At 57.4% G+C, this 14773-nt stretch carries 14 protein-coding genes; 4 read left to right on the top strand and 10 right to left on the bottom strand.

What is annotated here, in order from left to right:
• Positions 1–248: 248 nt before the first annotated feature.
• Genes IE127_RS07070 through IE127_RS07050 form a run of 5 tightly spaced genes read right to left on the bottom strand, consistent with a single transcriptional unit; the run spans position 249 to position 6453 of the window.
• The gene (locus IE127_RS07070) at positions 249–2246 is read right to left on the bottom strand and encodes a GAP1-N1 domain-containing protein (RefSeq protein ID WP_189424588.1); all 1998 of its coding nucleotides are present in this window, start codon (positions 2244–2246) and stop codon (positions 249–251) included.
• Positions 2239–3117 carry a TRAFAC clade GTPase domain-containing protein gene (locus tag IE127_RS07065; protein ID WP_189424586.1) on the bottom strand — a complete coding sequence of 293 codons (879 nt, stop codon included), beginning with the start codon at positions 3115–3117 and terminating at the stop codon, positions 2239–2241. Before IE127_RS07065 ends, IE127_RS07070 begins: the two co-directional genes overlap by 8 nt.
• The gene (locus tag IE127_RS07060; protein WP_189424584.1) at positions 3110–4063 is read right to left on the bottom strand and encodes a TRAFAC clade GTPase domain-containing protein; all 954 of its coding nucleotides are present in this window, start codon (positions 4061–4063) and stop codon (positions 3110–3112) included. The genes IE127_RS07065 and IE127_RS07060 overlap by 8 nt, the downstream gene beginning before the upstream one ends.
• 8 nt (positions 4064–4071) lie before the next feature.
• Positions 4072–5154 carry a GTPase-associated system all-helical protein GASH gene (locus tag IE127_RS07055; protein WP_189424582.1) on the bottom strand — a complete coding sequence of 361 codons (1083 nt, stop codon included), beginning with the start codon at positions 5152–5154 and terminating at the stop codon, positions 4072–4074.
• Between the two features lie 24 nt (positions 5155–5178).
• On the bottom strand, positions 5179–6453 hold the full coding sequence (locus IE127_RS07050; RefSeq protein ID WP_189424580.1) for a metallophosphoesterase: 1275 nt from the start codon (positions 6451–6453) through the stop codon (positions 5179–5181).
• Between the two features lie 299 nt (positions 6454–6752).
• Between IE127_RS07050 and IE127_RS07045 the strand changes: the two genes are divergently transcribed.
• Positions 6753–7664 (top strand): agmatinase, encoded by a 912-nt coding sequence (locus IE127_RS07045; protein WP_189424579.1) that lies wholly within the window; start codon positions 6753–6755, stop codon positions 7662–7664.
• Positions 7665–7783: 119 nt separating this feature from the next.
• Here the strand turns inward: IE127_RS07045 and IE127_RS07040 are convergent, their stop codons facing one another.
• Positions 7784–8674 carry a hypothetical protein gene (locus IE127_RS07040; RefSeq protein WP_189424577.1) on the bottom strand — a complete coding sequence of 297 codons (891 nt, stop codon included), beginning with the start codon at positions 8672–8674 and terminating at the stop codon, positions 7784–7786.
• A gap of 331 nt (positions 8675–9005) precedes the next feature.
• Here IE127_RS07040 and IE127_RS07035 point away from each other — a divergent pair, with 331 nt between their 5' ends.
• Positions 9006–11090, top strand: coding sequence for an ATP-dependent helicase (locus IE127_RS07035; protein WP_189424747.1), 2085 nt, complete (start codon positions 9006–9008; stop codon positions 11088–11090).
• Positions 11091–11233: 143 nt separating this feature from the next.
• Here IE127_RS07035 and IE127_RS07030 read toward each other — a convergent pair whose 3' ends face one another.
• The 3 genes from IE127_RS07030 to IE127_RS07020 form a co-directional block, all read right to left on the bottom strand.
• A complete protein-coding gene (locus IE127_RS07030) occupies positions 11234–11542 on the bottom strand; it encodes a hypothetical protein (protein ID WP_189424575.1) in 309 nt (102 codons plus the stop codon).
• Between the two features lie 116 nt (positions 11543–11658).
• Positions 11659–12801: a DNA polymerase IV gene (gene dinB / locus IE127_RS07025; protein ID WP_189424573.1), complete on the bottom strand. Its 1143-nt coding sequence runs from the start codon at positions 12799–12801 to the stop codon at positions 11659–11661.
• A complete protein-coding gene (locus tag IE127_RS07020; protein ID WP_189424571.1) occupies positions 12788–13201 on the bottom strand; it encodes a hypothetical protein in 414 nt (137 codons plus the stop codon). The genes dinB and IE127_RS07020 overlap by 14 nt, the downstream gene beginning before the upstream one ends.
• A gap of 113 nt (positions 13202–13314) precedes the next feature.
• On the opposite strand from IE127_RS07020, the gene IE127_RS07015 reads away from it, so the two are divergent.
• A complete protein-coding gene (locus IE127_RS07015) occupies positions 13315–13989 on the top strand; it encodes an SOS response-associated peptidase (RefSeq protein WP_189424569.1) in 675 nt (224 codons plus the stop codon).
• Positions 13990–14163: 174 nt separating this feature from the next.
• The gene (locus IE127_RS07010; protein WP_189424567.1) at positions 14164–14415 is read left to right on the top strand and encodes a hypothetical protein; all 252 of its coding nucleotides are present in this window, start codon (positions 14164–14166) and stop codon (positions 14413–14415) included.
• Here IE127_RS07010 and IE127_RS07005 read toward each other — a convergent pair.
• Positions 14384–14644, bottom strand: a complete 261-nt coding sequence (locus IE127_RS07005; RefSeq protein ID WP_189424565.1) for a hypothetical protein — start codon at positions 14642–14644, stop codon at positions 14384–14386. The two genes, IE127_RS07010 and IE127_RS07005, sit on opposite strands and share 32 nt — an antisense overlap.
• Positions 14645–14773 lie beyond the last annotated feature (129 nt).

Below are 14773 nucleotides of genomic sequence, written 5' to 3'. Positions count from 1 at the left end.
CATCGACGCACTCATGCCGTGGAACTACCCGGGCTGAACGGTCTCGCCTTCTCGCTTACGTAATGGGGTCGATTCCTGTCTGACCACTTTTGGGCGACGACGTCGGAAAAGCGGCCATTCAAGTGCCGATCCACTTCGACAGCAACGCGCCCCCATTCCGGCCGCTCGACTGGACTTCGCGCCTTCCGAAAAGCGGACGTAATTAGATCACCAAACGGCGGGCGGCGTTGATGCGCCACAACTATCCCTTACACAGCGAGCCGCTTTAGAAAGCTGCGGCCTTCCTTGCTTTCGTCAGCAATTCCAACCAGGTCGTTCATAAGGTCTTGGTTTCGTGTCAATCGCGCAAAGCTTTTAGGGTCCATGTCGGATCGTACATAGGCATTGACCACCGCGAGCCTGAGGCGATAGCCGCTATCCCACTCCTGCCACCAGTGTACCTGGGGAAATTGCCTCACCAAAAACTCGAAAGCCTCTCCCGACAATTGCCCCGTCAGGATATCGCTATGGACTCTTTCGAACGCGATCTCAAAGCCGCGTTCGAAGCCATGGCAGGGACACGCCAGTGCCAAGGCAAGGACATGAGCAAGTATCCAGGTCTGCTGTCGGTCGGGCACATCGACCGCGCTCCTTGCCAACGCCTGAACCCAGAGATGCGCACCCGACTGCTGACCCACGAAGGTTCGGGGACCCGCTTTTGCCAGTAGGACTCCGAGTTCGCTGTAGCTTGTAATCTTGCTGACGTTTCGCTGGACGAAGCTAGGTTTGGAGATGGTATCGACTGCGGACTTCCAAGCGCTCGGAACTGCGGGGCCGCGGCCGGCAAAAAAAGCCGCCATCCGCGACAGGACAGCCTGGTCCACGGCTCGAGGAAACCGCACCATAAAGAGGGCGGCAGCGGAAGTATCGTCTATTCGGATTAAACGCTCGATCAGTCGTGCAGCCAGTGCTTCCTCCGATACCATGGCCAGCAGCGCATCACGTTCCGACAGCGTAATTTTCAACAAGTGTGGATTGTCGAGAAGGTCGAGATCTTTGGCAACGAGCTGGCTGCGAAGTTGGGGATAGGAGTCAAGTCGGGCGAAAAGACCGCTTCGGTCTAGGGCAGTTCGAACTTGGTCAACTAGGGTGTCAGCTTCGGGAAAGGCGTGATTGATCGCATTTTCAACCATTTTAAGAGTTCGCTCCGGTTGGCTCTTGGCAAGTTTCGCCACAGCACCAATTCGATTGCTCCCGGGCAAAGGCAACGCGTCGCGCCCTCTGCCGGATGCAAAGAACTCCAGAACTTCGAGATCACTGATCGCCACTTTGCTTAGTTCGGTACCAGCTCCGTTCACGATATCAGATTTGAGTGTGGAGCCGTCTTCAGGTGTCGGCATCGTCTCGCTGAGCATGGATAACAGATCTGTCGCATCGACGTGCTCGCCTCGCTCGACCATGGAATAGACTTCGGCGAGCACACGCAGCCTTTCCCTACCTTTTAGCTGTCCCTGACCATACAACTTCAAGAAGCGACGGAACGCCGATGGCTGGAGAAGGTCAGCGACCACTGTGGCCTCCCAAGAAGCGGGAGGTTCACTTGACCCAAGTTTGCCCGTTGCCCGGTAAAACCTTAGGTCGAAGCGAGATGGCGTTGGAGGGGTGTCGGCTGTTCCGACGGCTGTCCGAAACGAAAAGCTCCGCTGTAGTCGCGCCCATTGCTGTGACCAAATCTCAAAAATCGTCGCGTCCAGGTCGGGATCGATGTTCTCCAGCGGCAGTACGACCGGACTCGATTGACCGTAGAGATTGCGCACGAGGGTGCCGGCAGCTTCGCGGCTTATTGGTACTAGATTATCCGCACGCGCCGCTCCGACTTCTATCGACACCGGCACGCCATAAGCTGTGGCCGCGCCCAGTCCTGGCCGTCGAAAATACCGACGGAGCGAAGACAAGTCCTCGATGCGGCTCAGGTCAGAGAAACCGATCAACAGAGCATGCGTCCAAACACAGCCGGGACGTGGCATTTCCTCAGCTGGCCAAGTTCTCATAAGGACATATGACTTGATCGAAGAGACAGGAAACGCTGTCCAGTAAGGGTCGAATGTCGACGAGGGAAGGCCATGCACGCGGTCGCTTTGCAGCAGCATCTGCCCGTCGGCTTCCTGAGATAGCCGTTTGGAGCTAGCAATCAGCCGATGCCCATCCGCGTAGCCAAAAAGGCACTGGTGGACCTGGATGCTGCTTTCGACCAGGCGTTCAGTCACTGGCTGTCAGCCACACCAGAGGATCGGTAAGGTCGTGACCGGACTGATCTTCATACACACACTGGATGCGAGCGCTTGGCGTCATACTGGCGAGCTGCATTCGATTTGGTCCCGCCACATCCCCGCCTTGAGCTGAAACCCCATAGACCCTCAAGTCGAAGCTCTCAGGATTGTGGCGCAGGTACTGATCGAGCAACGGAAGCTCGCGCGCCAGCCACTTCTCCGGGTTCGGTTTCGGCTCTGGCACAACGTCCCACGCGGAAATAGCCACGACGATGCGACGTCGACGCCGGGCGAATGGCGGCGATTGAATAAATTGGAGCAGGTCTACCAGTTGGACTTGTTCCGGAACCATCCGATGGTTCCATTCTGTTTCCTGCTCACCCTTCGTCTCGCCCCCCGCCTCAGCTTCCGTAGCAGCATCGTTTTCAGCCTCTTCGCCTGCGATCAACGGTGCCAGATCAACAATGGTCATGCCGTCCGCTTTTCGGTTGGCAGTTACGAACAGTAGCATACCGTCTGCCCGACCAGTGCTTTCGACATACTGGTTGCTGCAGGAGCGCCCGATGAATTGGTTCTCGAATGACTCGCCGGATAGATCGGGAAACTCAAGGACTGCTTTGGTGCCGTCCGCAGGGTTGTGAACATGCATCGACACGTCTGTTTCGGCCGCAATAGATGTGCGCGGAACTTCCTCACAGCGGCGCCACGCCTCGGTGATCCGGTTCAGGTGCACATGGTCGCCGACCAGTCGATCCAGCACTAGCTTAGTTTCCACCTCGCTCGCATCGATCAGATGCCAGAGCGCAGCCAGGAAGGTTGTTTTGCCAGACCCAGGCAGGCCAAGGATCATGCTGAAGGTTTCAGTCATTCATCATGTCCTTTGGCATGCGCAGCAATAGACGGTCGAATTCGGACGTCAACTTCAGTTCGGGAACGTGAGGCACCACGACCTTCTCCGTTAACACAGACCAATCATGAAGTAGGCTATCCACGCCGAGAGCCGGATCAAGCTTGCCGTCAGGATCGCGAGCGCACACGCGCATACACTGGAGGTGTGGTAGCCGTTGACCGAAATCGGCCAGGAGCTTGGCTTCGAAGTTGGCCACTATCTCGCCTAGGTCTTCATCCTGGGTGGAGTCCAGAAGATCCATCTTAGTGATCACGATCTGCACCCTGGATTCGGAGTCGATGGCGTCATTGTCCAAGAGCGCCCGAAGCATCTGCCGAGCAGATTGGACCGCGTTTGATCGCTCGATCGGGCTGGCAAGACGCCCACCATCGACCAGAATGACCAAGCGATCTGCTCTGAAGATCTCTGGTAGCTGAGAGATCAGGGCCGTATCGCCTCGCGCCTCGCGATACACTTCACCTGCCCTGTCCGAAAGCATGATGTCAAAGCGCCCATCAGGGTTCTCGGTTTCTGCGAGGGCAATGTGAAAATGGAGCAGACCTTCCTGCCTTGAGGTCCGAGGCGTTTCGGGGCGGTTCCTTCCGGACTCCACCCGTGCGGAGTGCAGCCGCTTCTCGAATGCAATCAATGATCGACTTGCGACGAACGAAAAGCCGGCGAAAGGCCCGCGAAGCAGCCGATCGTAAATCGCGCTGATCAAGGTGCTCTTACCGCTATCTCTGTCGCCAATAATGGTGACGATCTGCGCGTGTCTGCCGAGTAGGAACCGCTCGAGGGATTCCTCGTTCAGCGTGCCACCGGGTGAAAGGGAGACTGCACCGCTGACAACACGTCCGGCAGCGTCATCGCCATGCCCTTCTTCGCCATAAACAGTGAGGTCGTCAGTATCCTGATCAATGGTCATGAGTTACCTCAAGCGCCATAGAGAAACTGGCGTTCGCGGTACACCTGCATCGCGAGGTCGCTCAAGCTGAACTCGATGTCCGGCTTCAAACCTGTAGCTCTCGTGTAGGCACCATGCCAGCTGGTCCCGGAACCTATCTCACCACACTTGGAAAATGCAGCTAGCACAGGGCACATATCGAGGTAATCGGCGATAGTTTCTGGAACGGAAAGCTTCGCCACGTTTTCAAAGCCGATCCCTTCCACCACGGTGGACAAGCTAACCTTGCTGCCCTTGATCTTCTTTCCGGCCGAAAAGGTGGAGTGTATCAGAGTGATTGCCGCAACCGGGCCGATCAGCGTTCTTGTCAACCGCGATACATCGAGTGCCGCGAGGACGGCACCGCTCGCCTGATCAAACTCGGCAAACGGGCGATCGAACTGACGGCTCCACCCGCCAATATGCCACCACAAAATGCTTGTCTCTTCCCGCAGGTCCGCGATCTCGTCCAAGGCGGGCCTCAGAACCGATGCCACCTGGTTTGCTAGGTTCTTGACGGCCTCAGTTCCTTCGTCACTGACCTTGCCAAGAAGTTCGCCCGCTTTGGCCCAGTCACCACTTTGACCCAATGCGGTGCCCTCCGCAGGTACTTTGCTTTTCGTGGGCAGCTTAATGGTATTAACGCCAACGAGATTGCGGGATCGGGCAGAGATCGCCAGTTCCTTGAGTTTATGATCAGCAATCACGAGTAGGTCTGCGCGGACAGTAGGTGTACGGGCACCTGCTGCAGCCATCGTCAAAACGGCGTAGGCACACAGTACGTCACCGCCACTTATCAGCGTATCAAGCATACAAGCGGCCAAGACAGACAGTTCTCGCTGATTATCCATCACAGAGAACGAAGCATCACTGCCTTGGAAGGCCCCCGAGAACTGGGCCGTAAACTCGGCGCTGACGGTCTGCCCAAAATAAAGGCGAACCAAATCCACGCTCTTCATGCCCTTAGATTCGCTCACCAGTTGATCGAACGGCGCCTGCCGAAGTGCCAGGATCTCTGGACCGGGGGTAAGCCCAGCCTGCCGGTAGCTATCTGCGAGATTGTAAGTTGCCAATTTCTCTGACCCTTTGATACTAAGTTATTGTCCAGCAGCACTAACTTCTCTGTCTAGTGCCTCCACCAAGTTCCGTTCGCGGGCGCGAAGGAAGACCCTTCGGGATCTTTCGAAATCCGGCTGGTTTGCATCTTCATCCTCAATCAGATTCAACTTCCCCGCTATAGCCGACCTCTGACTGACCGTTAGTCTGAAGAAGCGCACACTAATATCTCGGAGACTGTCCATTGGGTCGGCTCCTTCCTCTGGTGCCGCTGCATCTGCTTGGGTGCTTTCGGCCGCGGCTGGCTGGGCAACAACCGTATTTTCTGGCTTGATCCATGGTGAGAGCGCAATCCGGCTCTGGAACGCATCCGCGCCTCGATCCTGCTTCGCAATGAATTGACCCGGGTTAGCCTGCCACACCCGAACGTGCACCGCCACGGTCAAGTATCTATCAGTTCCGACCCCTTCGACCTCAAGCTCGAGCAGATTGTAGCCGGGTTCCCAATTGGGTTCCTCGTGGTCAGGGTGAGCGGCCCCAGCAGCGACACTTACGAAGTCCCGCGCCGGCAAAATCCGATTCGTATGCTCATGGCCGAACAAATGGACCCTTGCGACGTCGTGCAGAAAATCGCTCAAGGCTTTGCCGTTGCCAAGCCAGCTATAAGGATGGTGACACAAGACCAAGTGTTCAACACCAGGCAATCGTTCGAGCTGAAATGATGCCGGATCGACAAATAGACTTCCCGGAGTATCCGAAGCGCTGGAGACGAAGGCAGAGTTCAAGCCCGTCATGCGAAGTATCGAGCCGTCTTGGAAATAGAGGTCCCTTGTTGCCCGTGTTCGTTCTGGTGGAAGCAGGTCGCAAAAGAACTGACCCGCGAAGGTATTGTAAGGCCCTAGCGCCTCGTATAGCGCGGACTTGGCGTCCTCGTCTGAGAGAAGCCCACTAATTATCCCATTCAACGCAATTGGCTGCGCTGCCTTGATGCTTTGATGCAGTGATTGGACGACGGGCTTGCTCGCAACTGATCGAACGACGTCGTGGTTCCCAGGAATGACAAATACGGAGCCCAGGGTTGTTCCGCAGGCTCCACAAAGCGTTTTGAGCCAGTCGGTAGCATATTCAAACTCAGCCTTGGCCCCAGCGAAGGCGATGTCACCTGATACAAGTACCGCATCCGGGGCCCGGCCAATCCGCTGACACTGCACCTGTGCATCCCTGAGCAGTTCGCTGCGAAGATGCCCGTTTGGATCCATCGCAGTGCCGATCTGTCCAGCCCTGAAATGTATGTCCGAGAGGTGCAGTAGCAACATGTTCTGAATCACCGCTTTTGATTAGTTGCTTCCTAACATACGACTTGTTTCGTTATAAAGCGCAGCCTCAAGTTACTGGTTTGCCGCCGACCCAAAATAAGTCGTCGGCATGGCCATGTGGATGTCGGCTTCTGACAGCCTATCATCAGAAGCCGACCGTCCGCTATCGGCCCCGATGTCGACGTTGTGCCAATGACGGGGTCCCCGCACGGTTGACCGAGGTGGGGTGGAAAGTCGACAGTCAGCTTTTAGTGCCAAGCTGGGCTGAGCAGTCATCGACATCAAGAGCCTGAGATCCCATGATACCTCCGACAACGTTCCTCAACCTTCCAAGCCAATTCCAACAGCAGGATCATCGTCGAGTGGCGATTATCGGTGTTGGCCACTGCACCACCTACCCCGATCAGGACAGCAGCGGGCATGCGTTGGCAGCAGCTGCGATCCGAGCTGCAAGTCAAGAAGATGCAGCCCTGGTGGAGCATTGGGATTTTGATCTTGGCCGTCCCTTGTTTGATGGCAACCCGATTTCCTGTGCAGACTGGGGCGACATTGAAACTGTGATGGGTGAGAGCCTAGGCAACCGCGCCCGGATCGAGCAACGGACGCGCGAGGCCCTATCCCAAAATGCTGTCCCTATTCTTATGGGAGGCGATGATTCGGTGCCGATCCCGTTCTTCGCGGCTTTTGGTAACAATGGCCCGATCTGGATCCTCCAGATCGACGCCCACATCGATTGGCGTGATGAACTGCACGGCGAACGGTACGGCTTCTCCAGCCCGATGCGACGAGCGAGCGAAATGCCTCATGTTGCAGGCATTGTGCAGGTTGGTATCAGGAGCGTGGGCAGTGCGAAGAAGGCCGACGTCGACGCGGCGATTGCCTATGGCAGCAAGATCGTTACCGCCCGTGAAATCCATTACCAAGGCGTCGAGGCAGCATTACGCCATCTTCCAGACGGAGCTCAGATTGTTATAACTTTAGACTGTGATGGACTCGATCCCAGTATAATGCCCGGCGTTGCCGCACGAACCCCTGGTGGCCTCAGCTACACCCAAACAATTGACCTGATTGCCGGAGCCACGACACGAGGACACATTGTCGGAATGGACTTGGTAGAGTTACTCCCGCCAGCCGATCTCGACGGGCTATCGGCTCTTACCGCTTCCCGTATCCTAGCCAATACGATCGGTTCAATCTTCCGTCAGCGCTAGAGGACTAGCGGCAGTGGTGTGGGAAGCAGACGGGCAGGTTTTCAGCGCGCAGCCAAAAATAGATGTGTCATGATCGCCGAATTCAGCGTCGCCAAGCGGCAGCGGATTGGCCGGTATCGCTAACGCTCATCTTGAAACTTGTCCCAAGCCGCCCGAATGTTGGCAAGTGCATTGAGGGAGTCATCACCGTGGGGCGGCCTAAAGCCACCGCGCTTCGCCTGTTGCGCTACCGTTCTAAAACGCTGCCACTCTCCCTTCGACTTGAGCGCTTGCAGGATAGGCAGCACCTGAGAGAAAGCAGCACCCCAACGAACAAGCATTTCCGGTGGCACCCGCGAAGTGACATGGGTGTCTGAGCGGATGTACTCAGCTCGGCGCAATACCACTTGGTCGGTAATACCCTCGCTTTGGCGGCGAATGTGCCAAGCTAACATGTCCGCTGCTTGCAGCGGCAGATCACGCATATCGTCGCCGTAGCCGATGGGCATTTTGATCAGCCCACGCGAGACGGAATCTAGGTTTTCCAACATATAGTCGAAAAAGAGTGCGACGTCTTGGTTCACTCCGTTCTGCTCATCAAATACAAACCTGACCGGCGTGACGATTCTCTCGCTCGCCAAGTGGCGTACGACTCCCGAGACCGCTCCGAAGGTGGCAGCAAAATGGGGCGTGGAAAGGCCCCTTGGCGTAGCCGGGGATACGTGTTTTTCGTATTCTGTCCGGCTGATCGAAATATCAAACGTCCACGGGGGGCGAAAGCGTGTGAGAATCTCGGCCAAGTCCTGCAGTTTTTGGTCGCGATCGTCTCGGGACCAGCCAGCGAACTGACCACGCAGACCGTTTGCCTCGACCATCTTTAAGTGCAAGATTGCAGGGGGTCTGGCCAGCGCTGCGCTCCACTCCAAGCTGAATTGCTCCCAAGCATCGTCGCGATTAACTAGGCCCGCGAATACAAGATCGCGTTTACCAGTATCGCTGCCTGAGTCATCGAAGTACGCCGAAAGATCCATTGCTCGCCTACTTCTCCGAAGTACGACGGTCGCGACTGCCTCGCAACCTAAGCCTTTAGTAGATTGTTAGCACAGTTTGAACGACCAAATTTGGCCGCACCGCTGACATCTGTATAGTGTTTGGAACGACCTCTTTCGGGGCCTGTTTTTTCCTCCGTGAATGTCCGCAATGGCGTTGTCAGCCGGCTGGCCGCTTACCCCTGACTTTTTGGTTATGAAAGGGCTGCCTGCAGCCGGCCATGACAATCGGTACTATTGAACATCGAGTGGTGCTGCATCGCGGTAACCGCAGTCCCCTTGCGAACAAAACGGGAATGCGGTTCCATTGGCCATGCTTTCCAGTGATCGATTCGCCGCCGCCGACACGACCTATCTCGACGCGCTCAACGCCAATCAGCGTCGGGCAGTGGTGCACGGGGTAGGGGGCTCTGCACCCGGCCCACTACTGGTGATCGCTGGTGCGGGGTCCGGGAAGACGAACACTTTGGCCCACCGTGTTGCGCATCTGATGGTCAACGGCGCCGATCCCCGGCGCATGTTGCTTTTGACCTTCTCACGCCGTGCAGCGACGGAGATGAGCCGACGCGTAGAACGTATTGCCGCGCGCGTGCTTGGTGTGGGATCGGGCGCCGTAACCGATGCGCTGACCTGGGCGGGTACTTTCCATGGTATCGGCGCCCGGCTGCTGCGCGAATATGCTCACCAGATCGGTCTCGACCCCGCGTTCACCATCCATGATCGAGAAGACGCCGCCGATCTAATGAATCTTGTGAGGCACGAACTCAGGCTGAGCGAAACTGCGTCCCGGTTTCCGACCAAGGGCACGTGCCTGTCGATCTACTCGCGGGTCGTCAATGCTCAGGCCGATCTCGATGAGATGCTTGAAAAGACATTCCCGTGGTGCGCCATGTGGGGCGCCGAACTCAGGAGCCTGTTCGGCGCCTATGTCGCCGCCAAGCAAGCCCAGAACGTCCTCGATTACGACGATCTCCTGCTCTACTGGGGGGCGATGATGGATGAGCCGGCCATCGCCTTGGCCGTGTCCGATATGTTCGATCATATCCTTGTCGATGAATATCAGGACACAAACCGGCTCCAGTCCGCGATCCTCCTGGCCATCCGTCCGAGCGGGCAGGGGCTCACCGTGGTGGGTGACGATGCCCAGTCGATCTATTCGTTTCGAGCCGCCACCGTCCGCAACATTCTGGATTTCCCGGCATCGTTTTCGCCCAACGCCGAGATCGTCACGCTCGATCGCAACTATCGCTCGACCCAGCCCATCCTCGCCGCAGCCAACGCTGTCATCGAGAAGGCGACCGAGCGCTTCACCAAGAACCTTTGGTCCGAGCGAAAGTCGGAAGCCAAGCCTCAGCTGGTGACCGTCAAGGATGGGTCCGATCAGGTCGGGTATATCGCCACATCGATCCTCGAGGCGCGGGAGGCCGGCACACCCCTCATGGAGCAGGCTGTGTTGTTCCGGACGTCGAGCCATTCGGGTCCACTTGAGATCGAACTGACGCGTCGCAACATTCCTTTCGTCAAATTCGGCGGGCTGAAGTTTCTGGACGCCGCCCACATCAAGGACATGCTGAGTGTCTTGCGCTGGGTGGAAAACCCGCGCGATCGCGTGGCCGGGTTCCGGGTGCTGCAATTGATGCCCGGCATCGGCCCAGGCACGGCGGGACGGATTCTTGATGCTCTGGACACAAGTTCGGACCCCGTGTGGGCTCTGTCAGAGGTGCCGGCGCCTGCCAGGGCCGGGCAGCACTGGACCGATCTCGTCACGCTGTTTGGTCGATTATCGGGACGGAACATCTCCTGGCCGCTCGAACTCTCTTATGTTCGCCAGTGGCATGAGCCGCTGTTGGAAGCCGGATATGAAGACGCTCACATTCGCACTGCCGACATCATTCAGCTCGAACAAATCGCAAGCGGATATCCGAGCCGGGATCGCTTCCTGACCGAACTTACCCTCGATCCCCCTGATGCCACCAGTGACCAGCCGGGCGTACCGCTTCGCGATGAGGATTACCTCATCTTGTCGACCATTCACTCGGCCAAGGGTCAGGAGTGGAAGTCGGTGCATGTTCTCAATGTGGTCGATGGCTGCATTCCCTCAGACCTCGGCGCGGGAACAACCGAAGAGCTCGAAGAAGAGCGTCGGCTGCTCTATGTCGCCATGACCCGCGCCAAGGACGAGCTGCACCTGCTTGTGCCGCAAAAGTTTTATGTGACCCAGCAGTCGCGCTATGGCGACAGGCATCTCTATGCTCAACGCACTCGCTTTATCCCGCGCGCCATGACCCATCTGTTCGATGACGTCTTGTGGCCTCCGGTCACACCGGTTCGATCCGACCTTCTGCCGTCCCAGCCCACACGTGTTGATGTCGCGGCAAAGATGCGCAGCATGTGGTGAGTGAGAGCGCGGCACGGAATTGAGATCGGACGCAACAGTTCTGCGCTTAGGCGTCCGGCGTAGCCTGCCTTCCGTCTTTTGAAGCGCCAAGGCAAGTTCTTGATGAAGCGTCTGTGTCCCTAATTCGGGCAGGGGTGTCTGGCCTATTTGGCCAACACAGACTTCCGCTCAACGACCTCTTCGGGCCGTCCCTGCGAGGCTATGAGAGCGCCGGTTATGCGAGAGTGTAACCCCTCGATATATTCAGGATCGATATGGCCATCCATCGGCGATAAAAGACGGCTGGCCATCGCCTCCCAGTCTTCAATGAGGATGGCCTGGTCGCTTGGCATGGCTGCTGCCGTACGCAGCGCATCGACAAGAAGACTTTGAATTGACCGGACAGACAGCGGGTGGAACGGCTGGACGATATCGCCGAGGGTGCTTTGCGCAGTTCGCTTCGCCCAATTCATGCACCGCCCTCCGGACGGTTCGAGCGATACTGGCGCATTCAAGCTTTTTGCTCAATCCTATTGCGCGTCAGCTGAGGACACGCAACTCTCGGACGCTGCAGTATCGATGGCACAACCTATAATGCCAGGCTCAACTGCTCGGCATTATTCTCTCGCTCCGAACTGTTGGCAAAGCCCGACAGGCTCACCCCCAGCAGCCGGATGCCTTTTGTGACCGGAAACACCGGCTCAAGAAGAGCATGGGTCACGGCCTCGACGTCAACCCTTGTCCGCAACGGGTGCGACATAGTGCGGCTGCGGGTGATGATCGCGAAGTCGGAATATTTGACCTTGAGCGTCAACGTGCGGCCATAGAGCGCTTTGGCCTCGGCATGGCGCCAGACCTTGTCGATAATGGGCGCCAGTTTTTCCTTGGCTTCGAATAGGTCGTGCACATCGTCAAAAAACGTGTTCTCGCCACCCACCGATTTTCGAATGCGGTCGGTTTTGACGCGGCGATAATCAACGCCACGAGCAATCCAATAGTAATAGGTCCCCGATGATCGGAATTTCTCCTGCAGGAAGGGCATGGGTTTTGCCTTGAGATCGGCTCCGGTTTCGATGCCGAGTGCTTTCATCCGGGCTGCCGTGGCCGGACCAATGCCGTGGAATTTTTCGATTGGCAGGGTTTCGACAAAGGCCGGTCCCTTGGCTGGCGTGATCACGAACTGGCCATTGGGCTTGTTGTGCCCAGACGCCATCTTGGCGAGGAACTTGTTGTAGGAGATCCCGGCAGAGGCGGTCAGACCTGTCACCTCAAAAATCCTGGCCCGGATTGCTTCGGCGATCTCGCTGGCAATCGCCATGCCCTTAAAATTCTCGGTGACGTCGAGATAGGCCTCATCAAGCGAAAGGGGCTCGATGAGCGCGGTGTATTGTCCGAAGATTTCATGGATTTGCGCCGAGACCGCTTTATAGACCTCGAACCGTGGTTTGACGAAGATCAGCTCTGGGCATTTGCGCACCGCTGTGACCGACGGCATGGCCGAACGGACGCCGAACCGGCGTGCCTCATAGCTGGCGGCAGCGACGACACCCCGTTTTTTCGCGCCACCCACGGCCACCGGCTTGCCACGCAGTTCGGGATCATCGCGCTGTTCGACCGAGGCAAAGAAGGCATCCATATCGACATGGATGATCTTGCGTATGCTGTCCTGTCCCACCTCGGGTTCGGCCACGTCCGGTGCTCCTGGCGCATTTAGGGGGCTAGCGGTCAGCATCTTGAATGAACATCAGTTCATCGCGATCGATCGTGCGCACGGTCGTTCCGACAAGCGTTGTCAGGTCCAAAGCGACGGCAGGGCAGGGCCGAACCCGTTTGAGTGCATAGTGCCGGCGCTGACACACAAGGACTGGGCGCCAGCCATTGTCCTGCGCATTAGAGAGTTTTGCCCAGTAAGTGACTGGTGTCGGCTGCACAATCGCCGTGCACTGGTTTCTGGCGACCAATGGGCAGCCGCCGTCCTCGGCCACGCGCCTTAGGAGATCGGCAATGGTGATCATGCCAAACCGGCGCACGACCGTGTGCAGCTGCATCTGGCCGCGCCGGTTGCACTGGACGCATTCGATAACCAGAAGCGGAGGTCCAAACGCTGCAATGGTGTCGGTTTGTTTGAACATGGTCGTATTCGATTCACAGCGACGAGACTGCGAGTCATAAAACGAGAACAAAGATAGAACAAGATTGCGCTGCGCGCATTTTTAAGATGTGATCAGAGAGGAAGGAGGCGATCATGTGCAATCTCTACAGCCACACCTCGGCCCGCCAGTCGGTGATTGATCTCACGCACGCCATGTCTGTGTCCGACAGCGTCGGAAACATGGCGCCATTGCCGGGCATCTTCCCCGACTATGCGGCACCTGTTGTTCGCAACGTCGCCGGGGGACGTGAGTTGGCCATGGCCAGATGGGGGATGCCGAGCCCGCAATTTGTGCTCAAGGGGAAAAAGACCGACCCTGGCGTCACCAACATCCGAAACATTAAGAGTCCACACTGGCGCCGATGGCTGGGCACCGAACATCGCTGCTTGGTGCCGTTTACGAGCTTTTCCGAGTTTGATCATTCACCGGGCACTGACGGCAAGAAGCGAGGCGATACATGGTTTGCGCTGGATGAGAGTCGACCGCTCGCGGTTTTTGCCGGCATTCACGTCATGGCCTGGACGTCGACCCGCAAGATAAAGGAAGGCGAGGTGACTGCCGATCTCTATGGCTTTCTGACCTGTGACCCCAATGCCGAGGTCGCAGCCATTCATCCCAAGGCGATGCCTGTCATTTTAGCGACACCAGAAGAGATCGAGACCTGGCTAACGGCCCCATGGGAAGACGCAGTCAAACTCCAACGCCCTCTTTCCGATGGTGCATTGAAGATCGTCGCAGTGGGACAAAAAGCGGATGAAGCGGCATGAGTATGGTGCCGAGGTCAGGGCCAAACATCGTCATGCGTCGCAGGCTCTTGGCGCGCTACCGAAAGCGGCTGGAGGCGTTCCGGCGCGTGCCGGCGCGTTGGCGTGAAGCCGAGAATGCCGATATTGGTGAACAGACTTGCCTGGCGTTGATTGCAGAACTGGAAAGATACCTGAATGGAAAAGGCGACAACGCCCAGCAAACTGATCGTGGTGATGGCGTTCGAGGACGATGGGGAAGGGGGGATGCGCCCGGCATTTGAGCCCAGAGAATTCCAGAACGAGGGGCGTGCCAAGATCGAAGCGGGCTCTTTGGTAAATGCCTACCCGGCTGTCATTGCATGGTCACGCGAAGCCAAGCCCGATATCGGCGAGTATGGCGAGCCTACGGTGCTGTTCAGCTTTGGTCCGGTGCCCGATATGGAGTAGCTGCCGGATGAGCTTCGATGTGCAGTCTTGCGCTGATCTTGTCGGCCAAAGCCGTATAGCGCGACACCAGTTGATCGGCCTCGGCGCTGCGATCGGGATGCTCACGCCCGAAGGCACGCAAGATTTCGACCTCGTTGCCGATCATGCGAAGATTGCCTTCGGACTCGGTCGGCCCCCCCATGGTTTCCCAGGTCGCAACCACCTGTCGCGACAAGGCCAGCCGATCCATTTTCCGGTCCCCATACATAAGCTCAAACTGGCGTGATCGCTGATCCGCGTCAAGGAAGCACTAAGGGTGTGGCGCCCTCCCGTTTGACTCCCCAGATCATCATCGCCAAGCTGGGTGCTCAAATTTGGG

This window comes from Devosia pacifica (genome assembly GCF_014652635.1).
GTDB lineage: Bacteria > Pseudomonadota > Alphaproteobacteria > Rhizobiales > Devosiaceae > Devosia > Devosia pacifica.
This window is presented reverse-complemented; position numbering and strand designations above follow the sequence as displayed.